Source organism: Blautia sp. AM28-27 (genome assembly GCF_003480905.1).
Lineage (GTDB): Bacteria > Bacillota > Clostridia > Lachnospirales > Lachnospiraceae > Fusicatenibacter > Fusicatenibacter saccharivorans.
Window position 1 is genome coordinate 220,562 of record NZ_QUJK01000002.1, and the last position, 20,972, is coordinate 241,533.

The 20,972-nt window shown below is 45.1% G+C and carries 23 protein-coding genes, 2 pseudogenes and 1 riboswitch; of the genes and pseudogenes, 22 read left to right on the forward strand and 3 right to left on the reverse strand.

Annotation, left to right across the window (positions count from 1 at the left end; genetic code table 11):
- Positions 1 to 50: 50 nt before the first annotated feature.
- The 18 genes and pseudogenes from DW743_RS05220 (at position 51) to DW743_RS05315 (ending at position 16,457) form a co-directional block, all read left to right on the forward strand.
- A complete protein-coding gene (locus DW743_RS05220; RefSeq protein ID WP_007884694.1) occupies positions 51 to 488 on the forward strand; it encodes a radical SAM mobile pair system MarR family transcriptional regulator in 438 nt (145 codons plus the stop codon).
- On the forward strand, positions 485 to 1,174 hold the full coding sequence (locus DW743_RS05225; RefSeq protein WP_117509300.1) for a radical SAM mobile pair protein A: 690 nt from the start codon (positions 485 to 487) through the stop codon (positions 1,172 to 1,174). Before DW743_RS05220 ends, DW743_RS05225 begins: the two co-directional genes overlap by 4 nt.
- Entirely contained in the window at positions 1,162 to 2,070 is a 909-nt protein-coding gene (locus DW743_RS05230) for a radical SAM mobile pair protein B (RefSeq protein ID WP_055228656.1), read from the forward strand. The genes DW743_RS05225 and DW743_RS05230 overlap by 13 nt, the downstream gene beginning before the upstream one ends.
- Positions 2,071 to 2,114: 44 nt before the next feature.
- Complete coding sequence (locus DW743_RS05235; RefSeq protein ID WP_055228657.1) at positions 2,115 to 2,489, forward strand: hypothetical protein; 375 nt, start codon at positions 2,115 to 2,117, stop codon at positions 2,487 to 2,489.
- A gap of 74 nt (positions 2,490 to 2,563) precedes the next feature.
- Positions 2,564 to 4,561: a hypothetical protein gene (locus DW743_RS05240; protein WP_117509299.1), complete on the forward strand. Its 1,998-nt coding sequence runs from the start codon at positions 2,564 to 2,566 to the stop codon at positions 4,559 to 4,561.
- Positions 4,561 to 4,899 carry a hypothetical protein gene (locus tag DW743_RS05245; RefSeq protein ID WP_055228658.1) on the forward strand — a complete coding sequence of 113 codons (339 nt, stop codon included), beginning with the start codon at positions 4,561 to 4,563 and terminating at the stop codon, positions 4,897 to 4,899. Before DW743_RS05240 ends, DW743_RS05245 begins: the two co-directional genes overlap by 1 nt.
- On the forward strand, positions 4,896 to 5,312 hold the full coding sequence (locus DW743_RS05250; RefSeq protein ID WP_055228659.1) for a phage holin family protein: 417 nt from the start codon (positions 4,896 to 4,898) through the stop codon (positions 5,310 to 5,312). Before DW743_RS05245 ends, DW743_RS05250 begins: the two co-directional genes overlap by 4 nt.
- Positions 5,313 to 5,316: 4 nt before the next feature.
- The gene (locus tag DW743_RS05255) at positions 5,317 to 5,469 is read left to right on the forward strand and encodes a hypothetical protein (protein WP_330418075.1); all 153 of its coding nucleotides are present in this window, start codon (positions 5,317 to 5,319) and stop codon (positions 5,467 to 5,469) included.
- A gap of 264 nt (positions 5,470 to 5,733) precedes the next feature.
- On the forward strand, positions 5,734 to 6,066 hold the full coding sequence (locus tag DW743_RS05260; protein WP_173827298.1) for a helix-turn-helix domain-containing protein: 333 nt from the start codon (positions 5,734 to 5,736) through the stop codon (positions 6,064 to 6,066).
- A gap of 135 nt (positions 6,067 to 6,201) precedes the next feature.
- A riboswitch (cyclic di-GMP riboswitch) is annotated at positions 6,202 to 6,277 on the forward strand.
- A 137-nt stretch (positions 6,278 to 6,414) separates the two neighbouring features.
- Positions 6,415 to 7,134: a CHASE domain-containing protein gene (locus DW743_RS18330; RefSeq protein WP_243004545.1), complete on the forward strand. Its 720-nt coding sequence runs from the start codon at positions 6,415 to 6,417 to the stop codon at positions 7,132 to 7,134.
- Between the two features lie 31 nt (positions 7,135 to 7,165).
- A complete protein-coding gene (locus DW743_RS05270) occupies positions 7,166 to 8,275 on the forward strand; it encodes an ATP-binding response regulator (RefSeq protein ID WP_243004546.1) in 1,110 nt (369 codons plus the stop codon).
- Positions 8,276 to 8,421: 146 nt separating this feature from the next.
- A complete protein-coding gene (locus DW743_RS05280) occupies positions 8,422 to 11,253 on the forward strand; it encodes a transporter substrate-binding domain-containing protein (RefSeq protein ID WP_117760755.1) in 2,832 nt (943 codons plus the stop codon).
- A gap of 47 nt (positions 11,254 to 11,300) precedes the next feature.
- Positions 11,301 to 11,534, forward strand: coding sequence for an Hpt domain-containing protein (locus DW743_RS05285; RefSeq protein WP_238061014.1), 234 nt, complete (start codon positions 11,301 to 11,303; stop codon positions 11,532 to 11,534).
- 300 nt (positions 11,535 to 11,834) lie between these two features.
- A pseudogene (gene wecB / locus DW743_RS05295) lies at positions 11,835 to 12,452 on the forward strand (non-hydrolyzing UDP-N-acetylglucosamine 2-epimerase); the annotation flags it as partial.
- 214 nt (positions 12,453 to 12,666) lie between these two features.
- A complete protein-coding gene (locus tag DW743_RS05300) occupies positions 12,667 to 13,593 on the forward strand; it encodes a hypothetical protein (protein ID WP_147343060.1) in 927 nt (308 codons plus the stop codon).
- Between the two features lie 94 nt (positions 13,594 to 13,687).
- Positions 13,688 to 14,377, forward strand: a complete 690-nt coding sequence (locus tag DW743_RS19015; protein ID WP_173815309.1) for a response regulator — start codon at positions 13,688 to 13,690, stop codon at positions 14,375 to 14,377.
- Positions 14,378 to 14,437: 60 nt separating this feature from the next.
- Positions 14,438 to 15,250, forward strand: coding sequence for a LicD family protein (locus tag DW743_RS05310; RefSeq protein WP_158579613.1), 813 nt, complete (start codon positions 14,438 to 14,440; stop codon positions 15,248 to 15,250).
- Between the two features lie 31 nt (positions 15,251 to 15,281).
- A complete protein-coding gene (locus DW743_RS05315; RefSeq protein ID WP_117760761.1) occupies positions 15,282 to 16,457 on the forward strand; it encodes a glycosyltransferase in 1,176 nt (391 codons plus the stop codon).
- A 63-nt stretch (positions 16,458 to 16,520) separates the two neighbouring features.
- Here the strand turns inward: DW743_RS05315 and DW743_RS18340 are convergent, their stop codons facing one another.
- The 3 genes and pseudogenes from DW743_RS18340 to DW743_RS05325 all read right to left on the reverse strand — a co-directional run bounded on the left by DW743_RS18340 (position 16,521) and on the right by DW743_RS05325 (position 18,054).
- The gene (locus DW743_RS18340) at positions 16,521 to 16,742 is read right to left on the reverse strand and encodes a diguanylate cyclase domain-containing protein (RefSeq protein ID WP_369123060.1); all 222 of its coding nucleotides are present in this window, start codon (positions 16,740 to 16,742) and stop codon (positions 16,521 to 16,523) included.
- A gap of 2 nt (positions 16,743 to 16,744) precedes the next feature.
- Positions 16,745 to 17,074 (reverse strand): annotated as a pseudogene (locus DW743_RS18880) (GGDEF domain-containing protein); the annotation flags it as partial.
- Between the two features lie 158 nt (positions 17,075 to 17,232).
- Positions 17,233 to 18,054, reverse strand: coding sequence for a transposase (locus tag DW743_RS05325; RefSeq protein ID WP_226906367.1), 822 nt, complete (start codon positions 18,052 to 18,054; stop codon positions 17,233 to 17,235).
- Between the two features lie 347 nt (positions 18,055 to 18,401).
- Here DW743_RS05325 and DW743_RS05330 point away from each other — a divergent pair, with 347 nt between their 5' ends.
- From DW743_RS05330 to DW743_RS05345, 4 genes are all read left to right on the forward strand, one after another.
- Positions 18,402 to 18,674, forward strand: a complete 273-nt coding sequence (locus DW743_RS05330) for a DUF4118 domain-containing protein (RefSeq protein ID WP_158565829.1) — start codon at positions 18,402 to 18,404, stop codon at positions 18,672 to 18,674.
- Positions 18,675 to 18,805: 131 nt separating this feature from the next.
- Positions 18,806 to 19,114, forward strand: coding sequence for a sensor histidine kinase (locus DW743_RS05335; RefSeq protein WP_227797315.1), 309 nt, complete (start codon positions 18,806 to 18,808; stop codon positions 19,112 to 19,114).
- Positions 19,107 to 19,808 carry a response regulator gene (locus DW743_RS05340; RefSeq protein ID WP_022461465.1) on the forward strand — a complete coding sequence of 234 codons (702 nt, stop codon included), beginning with the start codon at positions 19,107 to 19,109 and terminating at the stop codon, positions 19,806 to 19,808. The genes DW743_RS05335 and DW743_RS05340 overlap by 8 nt, the downstream gene beginning before the upstream one ends.
- 82 nt (positions 19,809 to 19,890) lie before the next feature.
- Positions 19,891 to 20,667 (forward strand): GTP pyrophosphokinase, encoded by a 777-nt coding sequence (locus tag DW743_RS05345; RefSeq protein WP_117760767.1) that lies wholly within the window; start codon positions 19,891 to 19,893, stop codon positions 20,665 to 20,667.
- Positions 20,668 to 20,972 lie beyond the last annotated feature (305 nt).

Sequence of the window (20,972 nt, forward strand, 5' to 3'; positions counted from 1 at the left end):
AAGCTCCTATATAGTATGTTTTTAATAAACTACTATATAGGAGCTTTTGTATGGAAATGAATGGAGGATTTCTTGTCACCAAAATAAAACAGCTTGGAGACCGGATTTTTGAGAAGATTCTCAGTGAAAAGAATATTGATGCGTTTAATGGAGCCCAGGGACGTATTCTTTATGTGCTGTGGCAGGAGGATGGTATCTCAATCAGGTCACTCTCGACTAAATGCGGATTAGCGATAACATCTCTTACTACGATGCTGGAAAGAATGGAAAATCAAGGGCTGATAAGCCGTGTTCAGTCTGAAACGGACAAAAGGAAAACACTCCTGTTTCTGACTGAGAAAGCACATGCCTTAAAGGGCGAGTACGATTCTGTATCTGATGAGATGGGCAGTATTTACTACAAAGGTTTTTCAGAGGAAGAAATTATCCGGTTTGAGGAATGTCTCGACCGCATCAGAAAGAATCTTGAGGAGTGGCAGAAGTCATGAGTATTTGTATCAAAGATCAGATTCAGAACATGAATATCGTCATTGGCTGCACAGTGGGGTGTACATATTGCTATGCCCGCAACAACGTGAAACGCTGGCATATGATTGATGACTTCGCTGACCCTGAATTCTTTCCGGGTAAGCTCAAGATGATGGAAAAGAAACGTCCGCAGAACTTTCTTCTTACTGGGATGAGCGATCTCTCCGGATGGAAGCCGGAATGGAGAGACGAGGTATTTGCAAAGATCCGTGAAAATCCACAGCATCAGTTCCTGTTCCTTACCAAGCGACCTGATCTGCTGGATTTTGATACCGATCTGGAAAATGCATGGTTTGGCGTTACGGTGACGAGGAAAGCCGAACTGTGGCGTATCGACGCCCTTCGGAAAAACATCAGAGCAAAGCATTACCATGTTAGCTTTGAACCGTTATTCGACGATCCCGGTACAGTTGACCTTTCCAGAATCAACTGGATCGTTGTCGGCACTATGACCGGGGCTCAGAGCAGGAAGATTCATACGGAGCCGGAATGGGCATGGTCTCTGACGGATCAGGCACACGCACTCGGCATTCCGGTGTTTATGAAGGAAGACCTTGTCCCTATCATAGGGGATGAAAATATGATTCAGGAAATGCCGGAAGAATTTAATAAAGTGTTAGAGGTACAGAAATCATGGAAGAAGTAATAAATGGAATCCTCATTCGTGAGGTGGAAACAAAGAACATCATGACTAAGTCTAGTCTGCCGGTAGGCGGTTACTCGGTCAATCCCTATGTGGGCTGTACACATGCCTGCAAGTATTGCTATGCTTCTTTTATGAAGCGCTTTACCGGGCACAAGGAGGAATGGGGCACTTTCCTTGATGTGAAGCATTGGCCGGAAATTAAAAATCCGAAGAAATATGCCGGACAGCGGGTGGTCATCGGTTCTGTGACAGATGGCTACAATCCACAGGAGGAGCAATTCGGGAATACCAGAAAACTTCTGGAGCAGCTGATCGGCAGTGACGCAGATATTCTGATCTGCACAAAGTCGGATCTTGTGGTACGGGATATTGATCTGCTGAAGAAGCTTGGACATGTAACCGTTTCATGGTCGATCAACACACTAGATGAAAATTTCAAGAACGATATGGATTCTGCTTCGAGCATTGAGCGCCGTATCTCTGCTATGAAGCAGGTATATGAAGCAGGTATCCGTACAGTCTGTTTCGTATCCCCGGTATTCCCCAGTATCACGGATTTTGAAGCAATCTTTGAGCGGGTAAAGGATCAGTGCGATCTGTTCTGGCTCGAAAATCTCAATCTTCGAGGCGGTTTCAAAAAGACAATTATGGATTATATCGCCGGAAAATATCCTGATCTTGTACCACTTTACGACGAGATCTATAACAAGCATAACCGCAGCTACTTTGAAGCACTTGAAGTAAAAGCTGAGAAAATGGCTAAGAAGTATGATTGTGCCTTTGTGGATAATGAAATGCCTTATGGCAGAGTCCCGCAGGGACATCCGGTGATCGTAGATTATTTCTATCATGAGGAAATCCGTGGGACAGAGAATACCGGAAAAAGAAATCGCTAACTTCAAGTTTGCAGGGAAGGTGGCTATCATGGAGATGAAGAGAAATGGATGAGAGGAAAGCGTATTGGTTTGAACAGCCATATATGCCGCAGATGAAAAATATTGCGGTGGCTCCTGTTATTCTGGAAGATGGAAGACTGTCCTTCTGTGTTCCAGGGGATGATGGTCCTCCGTGGTCCGGGGTGTGGAACCTGACTGGAAAGGTTGTTTTGGACGGGGATGATTATTTTGAGTTCCAGTGTGATGATGAAGTGATGCACAGACGGGGTGGAACATATAAATTTCATGCTTTGGATGTTGATACATTCAGCAGGGAAACGTGTCAGTGGATATCACAGGGAAAAGAGATTGCAGACTGCTGTAAAACAACAGAAGAACTGCATGAATGGTACCTGAAACATTGGACTTATAACAGATAGAATGATTATATTTACGAAGGCATCGGTCACCTGGTTGGCTGGTGCTTTTTTCGTGGGGAAATGGAGGTGGCGGGATGTATCCGGTATCGGATGGGTTTCTGAGAGCTGTGAAGAGCAATACAAGAAAATATTACTGGACGGGTACGATCGTTACCAGAGGCGGAATGACGTATGAGTTCGGGGCGAAGGAGATTGTGAAGGGTTCCGGGTATATTTCCAGGCAGTGCTGTGGAAGCACGGAAATTGAACTGGGGACGGTGTATGCGGCGGAGATGGGGATCACGCTTCTGAGTGACATTGACAGGTATACGCTGGAGGATGCTCAGGTGACGCTGGTGTTTCATCTGGTGCTGGCGGATGATTCGGTGGAAGATGTGCCGATGGGAGTTTTTGAGGTCAGTGAGGCGAACCGTCTGGCAAAGTGCCTGGAACTGAAAGCCTATGATTTTATGCTGCGGTTTGATAAGAGTTTCAACGGGTTTGAGACTGTGGGGACTGCTTATGATTTTATTGCTTTGTGCTGTAAGCGGTGTAAAGTGGAGTTTGCGAATAAGAGGGCGGAGATTGATGCCATGCCGAATGGCGGGGTGACGCTTTCTGTTTATACTGAAAATGATATTGAGACCTGCCGGGATGTGCTGTTTTATGTGGCACAGGTTCTGGGAGGTTTCTTTATTATTAACAGGGAGGGAAAGCTGGAACTGAGAAAGTACGGGAAGGATCCTGTGATGAAGGTGGAGCAGAGACACCGGTTTTCTTCCAGCTTTTCGGATTTTATTACCAGATACACGGCAGTGAGTTCCACCAACAAGCAGACGCAGATTGCAGAGTATTATGCTCTGGATCCGGATAATGGGCTGACCATGAACCTGGGTGTGAACCCGCTTCTGCAGTTTGGGTTAAAGGAGACTAGGGAGATGCTGTGCAGGAATATCCTGGCAGATCTGTCTGTGATCCGGTATGTGCCGTTTGATTCGGATACCATCGGGAACCCTGTCCTGGATCCAGGGGATGTGCTGACATTTGCGGGAGGACAGGCGGATGAGGGACAGATCACCTGTATCACTTCCATCAGACAGAAAATCGGGGGAAAGCAGAGCCTGAAATGTGTGGGGAAGAACCCGAGGCTGGATCAGGCGAAGTCAAGGAATGACAAGAATATTTCGGGACTGCTGAATCAGATTGAAGACAATGCGAAGACCGGGAAGATCGGGATCCATACGTTTACCAATGCTTCCGCGCATGAGATCGGGCAGACGAAGGTGAAGCTGATCAGTATCCAGTTTGCTTCTTCTGAGGAAAACCACATGCAGTTTTTTGCGCAGGTTGTTGTGGATGTGGCTGCGGATCCGGTGGAACGGTCTGCGGAGGCTTCCGGGACTGTGGTGATTCCATTTCCGGGCGGAAGCGGCAGTGGAACTGGAAGTGGTACGGGTGGTTCTGATGGAACCGGGGAGACATCGGATGCAGGAAGTTCTGAAAATGATGCGGCAGGGAATGAAGTTGGAAATACTTCTGGGAATGAGAATACAGGGAGTACGGATGATGTCGCTGGTGGCTCGGATTCCGGATCCGGAACCGGGAGTGGTTCGGAGGTTTCTGTGGATGTGAGCCTGCCGGTGAAGTGGCAGGAGGACGGACAGGCGGTCTGCCATGTGGTCTTTGAATTTAATAATGAGGAGATTGTGGAGCATTGTCCGGTGGAGACCTGGCATTCCGGGAAACATATTTTGTCGCTGTATTATCCCATTGAGAAGATCGTTGCCAATTATACGAATACATTCAATGTGTATCTCTGGATGGAGTATGGCAGCGGTACGGTTGATGTGGGAGACTGCATTGCTTCTGTCAGCGGACAGGCAATGGCGGTTGGGGAAGCCTGGGACGGAAAGCTTGAGGTGGAGGATTATACCACGAGATTTGCCATTGGCGGAGGACTGGATGTGAATGGTTTCCGGGAATCGCTGTCCATGCAGATGAAGGAGACGGTGAACAGAGGATTTGAAGTGTATTTTGCTGAGAGAGCGGGAATCAGCGGTTTCTGCAGGCCGGTAGAAATGGAGGGTGTGTGATGAAGTTGAAAGGTGAAATGGTCATTGAACTGACCGATACGAATACGGGTGCGGTGGAGACAGTTCAGGAGACGAACATGATCACGGAGGCAGTGAATAATATTCTGGGGCTGAATCCCATGGGGATTTATCTGAAAGCCAGCGGGGAGTATGACAATTCTGTTTTGTGGAACGGGACGCTGCTTCCCATCTGCCCGAACATGATCGGCGGGATCCTGCTGTTTCCGGCAGTGCTGGAAGAAAAGGCGGATCATATTTACGAGCAGGGGAAGAACCTGCTTACGGCAGTTCTCAGAAATGGGAGCTGCTTTTTTCATGGGAGGAGGATTCTGGCATGAAGGAATTTTGGAACTTTATTCAGATGGTTTTTATGGCTGTAGGCGGATGGCTGGGTTGGTTTATGGGAGGCTGTGACGGGCTTCTGTATGCACTGGTCGCTTTTGTGGTGATTGATTACCTGACCGGGGTGATGTGTGCTTTTGCGGACCATACGCTTTCCAGTGAAGTGGGCTTCCGGGGGATCTGCAGGAAGGTGCTGATCTTTCTGCTGGTGGGAATGGCAAATATTCTGGATGTGGCTGTGATCGGGAACGGATCCGTGCTGAGGACAGCGGTGATCTTTTTCTATATTTCCAATGAGGGTGTGAGTCTGCTGGAGAATGCAGGGCATCTGGGGCTGCCGATTCCGCAGAAGGTGAAAGAGGTGCTGGAACAGCTGCATGACAGAAGTGAAAAGGGGGATGGGGAATGAGCTGGTGAAAAGTAGCAACAAAAAGAGTGTGGAAACTGTAGCAAAGGAAGTCATTGCCGGAAAGTGGGGGAACGGCGGGGACAGAAAGAAGAGACTGCAGGCTGCGGGATATGATTATGGGGCAGTGCAGAGAAAAGTGAATGAGTTGATGAGATAGTAGGAAGCCTGCTGTTGTCTGTGGAGAAATCTGCGGATGATGGCAGGCTTATTTTTTTGTTTGAGGTTTCAAACTTTTATGTGACAAACATAACTGTCTGTGCTATTATAAAAACGATATAAGCGAAAATGACTTTTGCGGAAACGAAAGTATCTTTATATTTTTTTATCCGTATACTTCCTATAATGGGAATGAATACTTGCAAAGTTGATTACTAATATTTTTTCATTATTACAGGTACAATAAGAACATGTAATAGCGGAAATGAGGTATAGTTACTTGCAGATAGAGAAGTATATTGCGGATAAAATAACATCTTTGTGTGAAAAGTGTGATATCAGTAAATATAGATTATCGCAGCTGTCGGGAATTTCCCAGTCATCACTGGGAAGAATCATGGCGCAGGAAAACCTGCCGTCGCTGATTACACTTGAAAAAATATGTGCAGCTTTGGGCGTGACATTATCACAGTTTTTTCAGGAAGGTAATTCAGAGAATCTGACAGAAAAACAGAAAGAAGTTTTAAGGATATGGAACAATCTGAGTACAAATGAGCAGGAAACAGTAATGTCAATGCTGCGTGGACTTCGGAAGTAGGAGAACAGTTCGAGTATATGTATCGGCTGTTCTTCTTTTGTTTTTAGGCGTTAAAACGGTAATGTTTTTCTTGTACATAGTCGAGCATTAGAGTATAATAAAACCAGTTTTTTTTCATATGTTTAAAAGCTATAATAAGAAAAACGGCAAAACAGATGAAAGTCTGCGACGCAAAGCTATAGGGCCTGTAAAATGGTAGCCAGTTGCCACGTTAAAGATGCATTGTCTGCAATGACAATGCTTTTTTCATTTTTGGAGATTAAAAAGAAACTAAAACAGGCAATAATTGGTGGCTGCTAAAATATAAAAATGAAGTAGATAAAAACGCAGGTGTAAAGAAAATCGGTTATGTGGAAGAAAATTAAGTCAGCACAGGAACAAAAAAATACATTTAGGATAAAAAAAGAGTTATGGATACCGGTATTTGTATTGATGATCGGTTTGGTTGTTCTGGTGAATATAGGCATTCGTGCGGATAGCAGTCAAAGGGATTTGATAAGGTCAAGAGCTGAATTAAACGCAGTAACGTATGCAGATCATATGAAGGCTGATATCGTGAGGGGAATTGATATTACAAATACTTTTGAACAGATTGTTATTAGTGAAAACGGAAAAATTTCCATGTTCTCGAAAGTTGCGGAGAATATGATGGCAGATTATGTCCAGAGTATTCAGATCGCACCAGACGGCGTAGTGACTGAGATTTATCCGGAAGACGGAAATAAGGCTGGAAAGATAGATCTTATTCATGATAAAGAACGAGGAAAGATATCTTGTTATGCCAGAGACAATGATGTGATAACCATGCAGGGACCATTTTCTTTGAAACAGGGTGGAACGGGGATTGCTGTAAGAAATCCGGTGTATGTGGAGCAGAAAAATGGCGAAAGGACATTTTGGGGATTTACAATTGTAATTATTCGTGTACCGGATATATTCGCTGATTCTATAAAGTCACTTACCGATTTTAGCTATGAATATAAGTTGTCTAAAAGTATTGCACCGTGGGATGAAACATACGAAGAAGTGTATGGCTCAGTTGTGGAAATGATTGATCCTGTCACATGATATACGTACTCCTATGAATGCAGTTATTGGTATGACGTCATTAATAAGACATGATGCAGGAAATAAAGATAAAGTAATAGAGTATGCAGATAAAATAGATATTTCATCCCAGCATCTGTTAGGGATTATTAATGATATTCTGGATATGAGCAAAATTGAGGCAGGAAAAACAGTTTTTAAATACGATGATTTCTCTATTCTGAATTTTATACAGGAAATCAATAATCTATTTCATTCACAGATAGATGAAAAGAAACAGATTCTTACAACAAAGAAAAATATCCGACATGAGTGGGTGAACGGGGATCAGCTTCGCCTGATGCAGATTTTCAGCAACCTGCTTTCTAATGCAGTGAAGTACACGCAGGAAGGTGGAGAAATTCAGTTTCTGGTAGAAGAATGTGAAACAAATTCATCCGTCTATGCAAAGTACCGTTTCTTAGTCAGGGATAATGGAATAGGAATGTCAGCAGATTTCAAAGATAAAATCTTTGATGCTTTTACCCGTGCCGAAAATTCTGTGACGAATAAGATCCAGGGAACCGGTCTTGGAATGGCTATTACCAGAAATCTGGTTGAAGCAATGGGAGGTACCATTGATGTGGAGAGTGAACTGGGACAGGGAAGTTGTTTTGAGGTTCTCATAGAGCTGAGAATTGCAGAGGATAGAACAGTTGCTCTGGCGGCACAAGAAGACACAGATGAGCAGGATGGTAATATTCTGCAGGGAATGAGGTTCCTGTGTGCAGAGGATAATGAGCTGAATGCTGAGATCCTGACGGAACTGTTAAAGATTGAAGGTGCAGAATGTACCATCTGTGAAAATGGGGAAGAGGTTTTGAAAGCATTTGAACAGTCTGCTCCGGGGGATTATGACATGATCCTGATGGATGTGCAGATGCCTGTTATGAATGGTTATGAGGCAACAAAGGCAATCCGCAGAAGCTCCCATGAACTGGCAAAGACGATTCCGATCATTGCCATGACTGCGAATGCATTTTCCGAGGATATTCAACATTCCCTGGCAGCTAGTATGAATGCACACGTTTCAAAACCAGTTGAGATGAAAGTACTGGAAAAGACAATCAGAAGCATAAAATCCGGCGGGGGGGGCACCGAACCGCAGGGCATTGAACAGTGACAAATGGTTTTGATACAGTAGTGTAATTTTATTAAATCAGAAGGTTGACAAAGAGATGTATAGAGAAATATATTTGACAGACAGACAGACAGACAGACAGACAGACAGACAGACAGACAGACAGACAGACAGACAGGAGATTTAATATGATTTCGAGAGCAAAGAAATATGTGGCAGTATTACTGGCTTTTGTATGCGTGTGTATGATATTTTCTCCCCAGACTGCATATGCAGCCGAGGACAGTTCGCAGCATGAAACTGTCAAAGTCGGTTTCTTTGCCATGGATGGTTATCATGTGATGGATGAAGAAGGCAACCGCAGTGGGTATGGCTATGATTTTCTTCGGCTGATGGCCCGTTATTGGGATGTAGATTACGAATATGTCGGATATGATAAGAGCTGGGATGATATGCAGCAGATGCTTGAAGATGGCGAGATTGACATGGTAACATCTGCCCGCAAAACACCGGACAGAGAAGAAAAGTTTGATTTTTCACGTCCGATCGGAACCAATTATGGGATGCTGACCGTCCGCAGTGACAACAGCACGATTGTGGACGGCGATTACAGCACTTACAACGGTATGCGTGTGGCGCTTTTGAACGGAAACACCCGGAATGAAGAGTTTGCGGATTTTGCAGACAACAAAGAATTTACATATGTTCCATCTTATTTTGATACGACCGCAGAGATGGAGGAAGCCCTTCAGAGCGAAAAAGTTGATGCGATTGTTACCAGTTCTCTGAGAAAAACAAACAATGAGCGAATCGTGGATAAATTTGGCAGCAGCGATTTCTATGTCATTGTTAAAAAGGGCAATACAGAATTGCTGAATGAGATCAATTATGCGATCGATCAGATGAATGCGGTTGAGGGTGACTGGAAAACGACGCTTTACAATAAAAATTATGAAAGCATAGAAAATAAGAATCTGGAATATACGGAGCAAGAAAAAAGTATTATTGCACAATATTCCAAGGACAACCCGCTTCATGTTCTGTGTGATCCGACCCGTTATCCATATTCTTATAATGAAAATGGTGAGATGAAGGGTATTATCCCGGATTACTTCCGGAAAATTGCAGACTATGCCGGGATTTCCTACGAGTTTCTTACACCTGCTACCAGAGATGAGTATATTGCTTATCAGAAAAATACGGAAACCACAGATATGAGTATCGATGCACGCCTGGAAACAGATAACTATGCTGAGACGAAAAAATGGGGGCTTACTGCACCTTTCATTACAATGCAGCTGGCAAGGGTGACACGGCGTGACTTTGATGGAAAAATCAATGTTGTTACTACGGTTGACCAGACAGCATCAAATTCCATTGAAGATGCAATGGCACCAGGCGCAGAAAAACTGATGTGCAGTACCCGACAGGAAATGATGGAGGCTGTCCGTAAGGGAAAAGCCGATGCTGCCTTCGTCTACTATTACATGGCACAGGCGTTTGTGAATAGTGACACCACAGGCACCCTGACATATACTTTGCTGGAACAGCCTACATACACCTACCGCATGGTAATATCATCAACAGAGAATCATGCACTGGCTGGCATCCTGACGAAAGCAATGTATGCCATGCCCCAAAATCTTGTCGAAGATATAGCAGCACGGTATACCACATACAAAGCAGCAGATCTGACATTTGTTGACTGGATCCGTCTGCATCCTGTTGTTACTGTTTGGGTTCTTCTTATTTTCGGATGGCTGCTGACTACTATGGCTGTGATAGCAATGCGTCTCAGTGCAAGAAAAAAAGCTCAGAAGGCAGCCCAGGAGACGGCTGAGGAAATGGCGGAACTGGCAGAGCATGCGCAGGCTGCAAACAAGGCAAAAACAGCATTTCTGTCACATATGTCCCATGATATGAGAACACCGATGAATGCAATCATGGGATTTACCGGTATTGCAATGAAAAAAAATCCTTCAGACGAAGTGAAAAATTGTCTGGAAAAGATTGATGAAAGTTCAGAGTATTTACTGTCGCTGATCAATGATGTATTAGATCTGACTCGCGTGGAAAGTGGAAAAGTGAAATACAATCCGGTACCGGCAGATTTGAAAAGTATCACAGATTCTGCACTGGATATTACAAAAGGTTTTCTTACGAACAGGGATATCAGCTTTAAGATCCAGCGTGAAGAAGCAAAGATCCCAAATGTACTTGTGGATCCTGTACGTCTGCGAGATGTGCTGGTTAATATTCTGAGCAATGCCGTGAAGTTCACTCCGGATGGAGGGACGATTACATTTGAAACCCGGTGTCAGGAAAAGGGCGGGGATGGATATATAAATATGCATTACCGCATTTCGGATACTGGTATTGGCATGAGTGAGGAATTTACAAAAGAAGTTTTTGAGGAATTTGCACAGGAAGATTCCGATGTGAGAACGCAGTACCATGGAGCTGGACTGGGGATGGCTATCGTAAAGAAGTATGTAGATATGATGGGTGGAACCATTTCCGTGCGGAGTAAAAAGCATGAGGGAACTACTTTTACTGTGGATATTCCTCTGGAAATTACAGATAAGGAATGTAATAAGTCAGACACAGGTTTTTCTGAAAAGGTAAATCTTACAGGTGTGAATGTTCTTATTGCAGAGGATAATGAACTGAATGCAGAGATTGCTGCCGTGCAGTTGGAAGAGTTCGGGATGAATGTAGAAAGAGCTGTGGATGGAAAGAATGCTGTTGAGATTTTCAGAAATCATCCGAAAGGCACATTTGATGTAATCCTGATGGATATCATGATGCCTGAAATGAATGGTTATGAAGCGGCAAAAGCAATCAGGGCGATGAATGACAGACCGGATGGAAAAAACATTCCTATTATAGCAATGACAGCCAATTCATTTGCAGAAGATGTTCAGGCATCACTGGATGCAGGAATGAACGCACATTTGTCAAAGCCGATTGTGATTGAGGAAGTTATAAAAACGATTTTAAGGTATGTTCATAATGATTAGCAGAGGTTCATGAATTAGTGGAATACAATTGACAGGAGGGCTAAAAGATGACAATGCAGGAGTGCTATAAAGCTATCGGAGGAAATTATGAGGCTGTTTTGGGACGCCTTCACAGCGAAGCACTGATTCAGAGATTTACATTAAAGTTCCTTGAAGACCAGAGTTATCTACAGTTAAAACAGGCATTGGAAAATAAAAATTATGAAGATGCTTTCCGCAGTGCGCACACATTGAAAGGGGTGTGTCAGAATCTTTCCTTTGACCGTCTGTTAGTAAATTGACACAAGTTGGCTGTAGAGTATAATTATAGTAAAAGTACAGCAGAAGCTGTCGCAAAGATATTTATAAAAATGTTGTGGGGGTATTGAACATTAATGAATGTAAAATTAAAATCTGGAAGCAAGCAAGCAAGCAAGCAAGCAAGCAAGCAAGCAAGCAAGCAAGCAACTGTAGCCCGGAGGGTGGGAGAAAGATGAAGAAGTGCAAATTAGTACAGAATATAAGAAATTTCAAATCTTGTTATTTTATATTTTGCACAATGATATGTTTAGTTGTTTTTCCTGTTTCCACATCTGCCCAAGAAAGATCCAGAGCGGATCTTTATCACAGGAAATACAGGAATTGATGCTTTGCACTATACGGTGCGAAGTGATTTTTATCATCCGGAAACAGAATGGGCAAAAGGCAGCAGACTGATTGCTGTAACAGCACACAGAAGGGAGAATCTGGGAGAGCCCATGCGTGATATGTTCCGGGCTATACGCAGGATCGTGGAAGAATTTACAGATGTGAAGGTTATTTATCCTGTACATTTGAATCCGCAGGTCAGGAAGATCGCAGATGAGGAATTTGGTGGATGCGAGAGAATACACCTGATCGAACCACTGGATGTGGTGGAATTCCATAACCTGATGAAAGCCAGTTATCTGATCATGACAGACAGCGGCGGAATTCAGGAAGAAGCTCCTGCACTGGGAAAACCGGTACTGGTCATGCGGGATACAACAGAGCGTCCGGAAGGTGTGGAAGCAGGAACCTTAAAGCTTGTAGGCACGAAGATGGAGGATATTTACAGAGAATGCAGGCGGCTTCTTACAGAGCCGGAGACATACAGAAAAATGAGTGAGGCTAGAAACCCTTATGGTGATGGGACTGCAAGTATCAAAATCAGAAAAATCCTGGAGGATATAGATGCATAAGCATAAACAGAGCCAATGCAAAAGAAAAGTGAAACATCGAAAGAACGTGATGGGACTTATTATATTTTGCATAACTGTGTGCATTGTGTTTATGTTTGCTTATTATCAGAACCTGAGAAAAGAAATATCTGTCCGGCAGGAATGGCTGGAAACCGTCCTGACCAGAGAAAAAAAGTGGATCCTTGAGAATCAGGGCCCTGAAGGCGAAATCTATATGAATGGAAGTAAAGCCGGAGATGTTAATCCATACTTTGCATGTATGGCTGCACTGGGGCTTCTGGCAGAAACAAAGAATTGCCCCATGACTGAAACAGAGCAAAAAGCTGTTGGCAGGTATCTGGACTGGCATACTGGGGTTTTGCTGGAAACAGATGGAAAAATGGGAATCTACAGGAAAGAGGGTGGGGAACTTATTTATAAAGAAAAGGCTGATTCCGAAGACGGATATCTTGGTATGTACCTTTTTCTTATGGGAAAATATCTGGAAAAGACAGAAAGTACAGACCTGCCGGAATCCTGGAAAAATGGAATCAGCCTTGCATTAAAAAAGATTCAAAGCCTGATGCAGGATGGAATTACACAGGTTTCAGAAGAAAACACAACAGTTTATCTGATGGATAATCTGGAAGTGTGGAAAGGCCTGTATGAATTGGAACTTGCAGGACTGGAAGATACGCAGGCGATCAGTGAAATTCGTAAAAAGATACAGAAACAGATAGAAAAGATATTCTGGGATGATGCGAATCAAAGATGGAGAATTATCGGAAACAGTGATCGGTATCATCAGACAGAATTTTATCCGGATGGTGTTGCTCAGATTTATCCGCTGATTTATGAATTTCCGGTAAAAGAGAAGAAAAAGCAAAAGGTATTATATGATCAGTTTACGGAAAGATTTCAGTGGCAGAAACTGAATAAAAAAAGAACTGGCTTTTTGTGGGCAATGACAGGAATGGCTGCTGCGCAGATGAGGGATATCAATAACCTTGTGGAATTAGTAGGAAATTATGAAACAGAATATTGTAAGAAACGAAAATATCCGCTATATACAGGCGAAGCAGGATGGATATGCATGGAATGCGAGAAATTGTATGGATTATATGAAAGAAAAATAAAAACAGCATTTATACCATGTATATGATCTTGTGCAGAGTGAATAAACGAATACTATCGCAATTTTCAAAAATAGTGCCTGTCAAAACAGCATATTTGCAATATGCAGTTTGCGGATGTTGATGAAGCCCAAAGAACCCGAATCTGATTGTAATCAAGTAAAACGCCGGTTGTGTGAATTTCTGAAAAAACGTGAGGAAGAATTAAGCTCCACGCATGAAAACCTCCAGTTTATTGCCGTGAACCAGGAAGGATACTATTATTCCGATGAGGGTCTGCAGGGCGTGTGGTACAGATCTAAAGATCTGCAGGATGCGGATATCAAAAGCTTTCTGACATCGGACTGGATCACCAATGAAAACCAGATGGTATTTGCCAGAAAACTGCAGAGCCAGCTGGTGGTCGACGGCAGTATCATCACACACTTTATTCTGATCCGTTCGATGGAGGAGATGGCACCGTATTTCAGAAGCAGTGCATTCAGCAACCAGAGCACGACGTATGTGGTGGACAGCAACGGAACGAAGATGTTCGAGGATACCGCTGTCGAGGAGCTGAGGATTCTGGCAGTAATTCTGCTTCTGATCCTGGCATCGGTTCTCTTTGTGACGAAATTCCGGAACAGCAGCCACCCGCTGGCAAAGAAAATCCCGATTCTTGCGATGACAGCCAACGCATTTTCAGAAGATGTGCAGAATGCCTTCAATGCGGGCATGAACGCACACATAGTAAAACCGGTGGATATGAAGGTACTGATAAAAACAGTGCGGAATCTTCAGACGGGCGCCGGAGCGGCAGGAACTTTAAATTGAAAAAATCCGGCAGAGTGTTTATAATGGATGGGAAAAACAAAACAGAAAGGCAATGCCGTTATGCGTAAAATTACAGAATTAAAAGAAAAACAGGAGATTGCGCTTGGAATATTACTGTATCTGGATGAAGTCTGCCGGAAACATCACCTGATCTATTTTGCAGCAGATGGAACGCTGCTCGGGCTGATCCGGCATCAGGGGTTCATTCCGTGGGATGATGATGTGGATGTCTGGATGCCGAGAGCGGATTATGAAAAACTGGAACAGATTGTAAACAGCGAAACGGATACACCGTACCGCGTCATGAATTTTCATAATACAAAGGGTTTCACACTGGCATACGGAAAGCTGGTACACACCGGAACGAGTCTTGTGGAGCACGTGGCAGGAGCTGTGGATACCGGTCTTTTCGTCGACATTTTCCCGTTTGACGGACTGCCGGAAAAAGATACACCGGAGTACGACCGTCACTGGAAAAAGCTGCTGTTTCTGGAAAGCCAGCGGATGAATGCATTCCGCACCTACCGCCAAACCTTAAAAGGAAACAAAGGAAGCTTCGCAAAATGGTGCAAATGGGCGATCCGGAAATGCTATGGAAAAGAGCGGATTCTGCGCGAGATGGAAAAAGAGTGCAGAAAGTACCGCGCGGAGGACTCAAAGTGGGTGGCCTGCCAGTGCGGCGGTTACCGCAAGTCGGACGCGATTCCAAAAACAGCGATCGAAGAGATCGTGCGCCTTCCGTTTGAAGGCCATCTGATCAATGCCCCGGCGGGATATGAGACGTATCTTCACACCCTGTACGGCGATTACCATCAGCTTCCGCCGGAGGATCAGCGTCATCCTGCGCATGTGGGAGATGCCTACTGGCGTTAGAACAGAGAAAAAAGCAGATGAGAGGTAAGCAATGAGTAAAATACTGGTGCTGGGACGTACCATGGACATGGGCGGAACGGAAGTTGCCATGGCAGCGCTGCTGCAGAAACTGGTGGAGAAAAAAGAAGATGTAACGCTTCTTCTGGTCGAAAAAAGAGGCGTTCTGCTGGAGCGGATTCCGAAGGAAGTGGAAGTGCGCCAGATGATCTGGAACAAAAAACCGCATCCGGCTTTGGAACGGATTGTGGGAAAACGGGAGACACCGGCAGAACGGTCTTTCTATGCCAGAGGAATGGGCGTATTTCTGATGCGCGTCGTGTATGGAAAGAAACGGTATGGAAAACTGTATGAACGGATTCTGGAGTGTGTGGAGCCGGAAACAAAACAATACGATCTTGTTTTCGACTTTTTCGGATTCGGTGCGTTCACAACCGCATTCGGAGCCAGAAAGACGAATGCGCGGAAAAAAGCGGTCTGGTTCCACGGAGAAAATCTCTGGTGGCTGTTCCGGACCAGGGACTTTATTCCGGAGTATGATAAAATTTACTGTGTTTCCGAGCCTGTCCGAAAACAGGTCATTGCCCGTTTTCCGGAACTCGCGGACCGGACAGAGGTTCTGCTGAATTTCATTGACATCAAACAGGTGCAGAGACGGAGTGAGGAGCCGCTTAGCGATCCGCAGTACACAGGAGAGCTGAAATTTCTGACGGTGGGAAGAGCTTCGGAAGAAAAAGGATATGATATTGCGGTGCAGATTACGGCGGAGCTGAAAAAACGGGGACTTCGCTTCAAATGGTTCATCATCGGTGATGGAAGAGATCTGAACAAGCTGCGGACCATGGCAAAGGAATATCAGGTGGAGCAGGAAATTATTTTTCTCGGAATGCGCGAAAATCCTGCGCCGTACGTAAAATCCTGCGACCTGTATCTCCAGCCGTCCCGTCACGAAGGCTATCCGATTACGATTGTAGAGGCGAGAAGCCTGCAGAAGGTCATCATCGCTTCCGATATTCCGTCCATGCGCGAGCAGATCCGGGATGGGGAAAACGGATATCTCTGTCCGCTGGATGTGATGCAGTTTGCCGATAAAATCCAGAAAGTGCTGGCAGATCAGGAAGGACGCGATGCGGTCAGAAAGAAGCTGCGGGAGGAACCCATTGATTTTTCAGCGGGATATGCGCAGATAGAAGCGTTTGCAAAAAAATAAAAGAGAAACAGCAAGAAAAAACGCCAGAACCGGCGATAAGATATTTCCGGTTCCGGCGTTTCTTTAGTCTTGGCGTCCCTGCTTGCTCTGCTGCTTGTTTTCATACATATATTTATCTGCTTTGTCAAACAGCGTGCGGAGCGTACATTCGTTGTAATCGGTGGAAAGTGCCCAGCCGTGGGAATAGCTGATGCGGAACTGGGTTCCGTAGCTGTTGAACTGTTCGACTTCGTTCTGAAGCTCTGTGAGGATTTCTGTGATGCTTTCGCGGGTTGCATCATAGATGACCGCCATAATTCATTGCCGCCGTATCTTCCTACAAAATGCTTCGCGGGAATCGAGTTTCGCAGCAGCCGGGCAAAGTTCAGAATCAGCTGGTCGCCGATGGAGTGACCGAGGCTGTCGTTGACGCGTTTCAGGTTGTTCATGTCAAAGACGATACAGGCGGTAGGAGTTTTGATGAATTCCACATTGTGGAACAGCTCTTCGCACTTGCTCTTGTTCGGCAGTCCCGTGTGAAGGTCGATGTAGGCTTTCTGTTCCAGCTGGCGGTTGGCACGGGAAACTTTGACTGCGGCAACCGTTTCATCTGCCATCTGGAAATACGTCTCGCTCATGTCTACCAGATCCGCCGTTCCGTTTTCTCCGGATCTGACCTTCTGAATTTCATTTTTCAGTTTATCCCAGCAGGCAATCTGGACATCCAGTTTTTTCTGATAATCCTTGTCGGAAAGACTCACGAGATCGTAGTGGCCGTCCTCGTATTTCAGTCCGCTTAAGATATCGTCCAGGTAAGGTCTATCTCAAATCCGGAAAGATCCCAGACTTCAATACTCTTTTTTCCCTTCCTGAAGCTCCTTTTTCTCCCCTCGTCCCGCTGAAACATGCTTTCCGCATCCTGAAACAGAAGCCTTCTTTCATCTTTCAGACGGATTACCGTTTCTAAACCGCATTCTTTCAAAGTATTGATAAACGGGGCATTCAGGTACAGTGCATCCGCCACAATCACATCTGCGAAATGACCATGCCTTTTCTTTAAACGCCGGATGAGCCTTTTCGCTCCTGTCAGTCCCCCTTCATCTTTTTCTGAACCATCTCTGGGTTTCAGCATTTCCTGCCCAAAGATCACATGCGGCGATTTTCCTACCGTCATACATACCACACTTCGATGAAAGTATTTTGTCTTCCCCGTCCCGTTCTTCCGGCTCAGGCAGTCTGGACAGGACTTTTTTGTACTGCTGAATAATTCCATCCCATCAATACCTGCCGCAACATATCCGCCTATGGTTCCCTCCCGAAATACGCGGTTGCGTTTCAGAACATCAATCGTCTGCGCGTGAATTTCCTCGATTTCTTTTGGATCAATCCGGGAAAGAAGATCCCTGACTGCATCAACTTTTGGGATTTTTCCACGGATACAGTTTTTCAGTCGTTTCTCCATGCTTTCCGGCGCTGAAAAAATGGTGTGAAAACTTTCATACTGAAGCATCAGGAAAATCAGCACTGGCATAACGATATTAAACAACGGGATGGATTTTCTTTTTCTTTCATCGGATAAACCCTTGATTTTTTGTGGAATTTTGTATACACTTTTCATATAAGTTAGCAGTTTCTTCAATGCTAATTTTTCATTAAGGACACCTTCTTTCGTATGTTTGTGGGGTAACATAATTATACAATAAAAGGTGTCCTTTTTGAGTGTTTATCCGGACTGCGGCACAGATGGCCCGGGCATTTGGTGCTAATTTTACAGCACTGTATGTGCAGACCGCGGAACCGGCAGAGAAAACGCCGGAGGATTAGGCAAGGCTGCAGAAGCATATCCACCTGGCAGAACAGAGCGGGGCGGAGATTGTAACGACGCACAGCGAGGACATTGCCCTGCAGATTGCAGAATATGCGAGAATTTCCGAAGTAACGCGGATTGTCATTGGAAAAAGCATGATGGATCAGGGATTTTTTCGAAAGAGAAGGGGATGGACCGAACGGCTGACCGATCTGGTGCCGGATTTGGAAATCCATATCATTCCGGATTCCAATATCATTACCATATATCTGGTCGGCGTTATGATGACGTCAATTCTGACCAGCGGTTATACCTGCAGCGTAATCAGTTCTGTGATCAGTGTAGTGCTGTTTAACTACTTCCTGACAGAACCTTCTTTTCAATACCAGCCAGCTTCTGCAGAAGGCAGAGGATGCGTCGGAGATTTTTGATATTACAGCGACAAAGCTTGTAAAACTGCTGGGAAGGGATCTGACGGCCGCACCGGCAGGGGCACAGGAGAGCAGAATTGTCCGCGGAACACTTTACAGCGCGCAGACAGGAGGAAAGACGGAAAAAATCTTTGACCCAAGGGAACAGGAAATCATTCAGTGGGTTCTCGACAGCCAGAAAAGAGGAGAAAAATGTCTGGATCGCGGTGGAGGACAACGGCCCCGGGATTCCAAAAGAGTCCAGAGAGCATGTGTTTGAGATGTTCTATTCCGGGAAAAATAAAGTAAGCGACAGCCGCAGAAGCCTTGGCCTTGGACTGGCACTCTGCCGTTCGATTGTAAATGCGCACGGCGGGGAGATAGCACTTTATGACTGCGATCCACAGGGCTGCTGCTTTCGGTTTACCCTGCCGCTCAGTGAGGTGAATTTGAATGAATAAGACATTAATTCTGGTTGTGGAAGATGATACGCCGGTTCACAACCTGATTACTACGACGTTAAAAACACACGATTATAAGTATATTTCTGCAAAGAACGGTGCGGGTGCCATTATGGAGGCATCCACACATAATCCCGACATTGTTCTGCTCGACCTTGGCCTGCCGGATATTGATGGCGTAGAGGTGATTGAAAAGATTCGAAGCTGGTCGAATATGCCGATTATCGTAATCAGTGCAAGAAGTGAGGACAGCGATAAAATCGAGGCATTGGACGCAGGAGCGGATGATTATCTGACGAAACCGTTTTCTGTGGAGGAACTGCTGGCCCGCCTTCGAGTCACACAGCGCCGTCTGTCCCAGATGCAGGCAGAAAATGGAGTCCAGTCGGCTGTCTTTGAAAACGGCGCACTGCGGATCGAGTACGCAGCGGGGTGCGCATATCTTGACGGAGAGGAACTTCATCTGACACCAATCGAATACAAGCTGCTCTGCCTGCTGTCGCAGAATGCAGGGAAGGTGCTGACGCATACGTTTATTACACAGAAAATCTGGGGAAGCAGCTGGGAGAACGATATCGCTTCCCTCCGTGTTTTCATGGCGACGCTTCGGAAAAAGCTGGAAAAGAACGGAGAGCAGACGCAGTATATCCAGACGCATATCGGGGTTGGCTACCGGATGCTGAAGGTAGAGTAAAAGAAGAAAAAATTTGACTTTACAGGCCTAAAATGATAGCATAAAGGACAGAGAACGCAGTTTTGGGAGGACGAAAAAACGGATGATGAAAAACCTCGAAGTACTGGAGGAAATTAGAAAACAGGGAAAAAATCTGATCGAGACAAAACGGGATGAGTTTGTAAAGCAGAATCTTTTATCGGACGAGTTTATTCAGATGATGCAGAAGAACAAAAAGCCGTTCGAGCTTCTGATGTCGTATTATCAGTGCGCCATTATGGAAATCGAGACAAAGTTCCGGGTGCTGAATCAGGAATACTCGCTTTCCTATGACCAGAACCCGATTGAAGGAATCAAAACAAGGGTCAAATCGTATGAGAGCATTATGCGGAAAATCCGCGTGAAAGACATCCCGGTCACACTGGAGTCTATCGAGGAAAATATCCGCGATATCGCCGGTGTGCGTGTGATCTGTTCTTTTCCAAGCGATATTTATAAGCTGGCAGACAGTTTTCTGAAACAGGATGACATTACGCTGATTGAGCGGAAGGACTATATTCAGCATCCGAAGGAGAGCGGCTACCGCAGTCTTCATCTGATCGTTCAGGTGCCGATCTTTTTACAGGATACAAAGAAACTGGTTTACGTGGAAGTACAGTTCCGTACGATCGCGATGGATTTCTGGGCGAGTCTGGAGCACAAGATGCGCTACAAGAAAAATATTCCCGAAAATCATGTCAAATATCTGCAGGATGAACTCTACGACTGCGCAAGACAGAGCGCGGAGCTGGATAACCGTATGCAGAATATCCGGAATCTGATTGCAGAGGAAGCAGAAGAGGAAGAGTGCGATACGCTTGCAATGCTGCCGATGAAATAGAGAACGGATTTGGGAGTTGGAGAAAAAGAGCATAAAAATACGCCGCAGGTCTAGTGATCAGATCTGCGGCGTATTTTTGCTCATGCTTCTTTCGAATAATGAATATGCTGCAATTTCCATTTCTCGTCCTCTTTGACGGCGACCTGTGTCTCGAGTCCGCGGATGCCGTACGAAGTGCCATCCTCACGGCGGATGCATTCGGTGTGGTAAGAGAAAAGGATGAGAGCTGTGTTTTCGTTGATCAGACGCGGTTCAATTTTATCTGTGCGGAACAGGATGGAAAAATCAAGCGAAGGTTCATAAGC

Excerpts from the sequence above, each read along its gene's own strand:
- DW743_RS05345 (WP_117760767.1), top strand. The coding sequence starts at position 19,891 with ATGATGAAAAACCTCGAAGTACTGGAGGAAATTAGAAAACAGGGAAAA.
- DW743_RS19015 (WP_173815309.1), top strand. The coding sequence starts at position 13,688 with ATGAAGCCCAAAGAACCCGAATCTGATTGTAATCAAGTAAAACGCCGG.
- DW743_RS05245 (WP_055228658.1), top strand. The coding sequence starts at position 4,561 with ATGAAGTTGAAAGGTGAAATGGTCATTGAACTGACCGATACGAATACG.
- DW743_RS05285 (WP_238061014.1), top strand. The coding sequence starts at position 11,301 with ATGACAATGCAGGAGTGCTATAAAGCTATCGGAGGAAATTATGAGGCT.
- DW743_RS05330 (WP_158565829.1), top strand. The coding sequence starts at position 18,402 with ATGGATCAGGGATTTTTTCGAAAGAGAAGGGGATGGACCGAACGGCTG.
- DW743_RS05325 (WP_226906367.1), bottom strand. The coding sequence starts at position 18,054 with ATGAAAAGTGTATACAAAATTCCACAAAAAATCAAGGGTTTATCCGAT.
- DW743_RS05230 (WP_055228656.1), top strand. The coding sequence starts at position 1,162 with ATGGAAGAAGTAATAAATGGAATCCTCATTCGTGAGGTGGAAACAAAG.
- DW743_RS05250 (WP_055228659.1), top strand. The coding sequence starts at position 4,896 with ATGAAGGAATTTTGGAACTTTATTCAGATGGTTTTTATGGCTGTAGGC.
- DW743_RS05300 (WP_147343060.1), top strand. The coding sequence starts at position 12,667 with ATGAATGGAAGTAAAGCCGGAGATGTTAATCCATACTTTGCATGTATG.
- DW743_RS05270 (WP_243004546.1), top strand. The coding sequence starts at position 7,166 with ATGACGTCATTAATAAGACATGATGCAGGAAATAAAGATAAAGTAATA.
- DW743_RS05310 (WP_158579613.1), top strand. The coding sequence starts at position 14,438 with ATGCGTAAAATTACAGAATTAAAAGAAAAACAGGAGATTGCGCTTGGA.
- DW743_RS05280 (WP_117760755.1), top strand. The coding sequence starts at position 8,422 with ATGATTTCGAGAGCAAAGAAATATGTGGCAGTATTACTGGCTTTTGTA.
- DW743_RS05340 (WP_022461465.1), top strand. The coding sequence starts at position 19,107 with ATGAATAAGACATTAATTCTGGTTGTGGAAGATGATACGCCGGTTCAC.
- DW743_RS05235 (WP_055228657.1), top strand. The coding sequence starts at position 2,115 with ATGGATGAGAGGAAAGCGTATTGGTTTGAACAGCCATATATGCCGCAG.
- DW743_RS05315 (WP_117760761.1), top strand. The coding sequence starts at position 15,282 with ATGAGTAAAATACTGGTGCTGGGACGTACCATGGACATGGGCGGAACG.
- DW743_RS05260 (WP_173827298.1), top strand. The coding sequence starts at position 5,734 with ATGAGGTATAGTTACTTGCAGATAGAGAAGTATATTGCGGATAAAATA.
- DW743_RS05225 (WP_117509300.1), top strand. The coding sequence starts at position 485 with ATGAGTATTTGTATCAAAGATCAGATTCAGAACATGAATATCGTCATT.
- DW743_RS05220 (WP_007884694.1), top strand. The coding sequence starts at position 51 with ATGGAAATGAATGGAGGATTTCTTGTCACCAAAATAAAACAGCTTGGA.
- DW743_RS18330 (WP_243004545.1), top strand. The coding sequence starts at position 6,415 with ATGTGGAAGAAAATTAAGTCAGCACAGGAACAAAAAAATACATTTAGG.
- DW743_RS05240 (WP_117509299.1), top strand. The coding sequence starts at position 2,564 with ATGTATCCGGTATCGGATGGGTTTCTGAGAGCTGTGAAGAGCAATACA.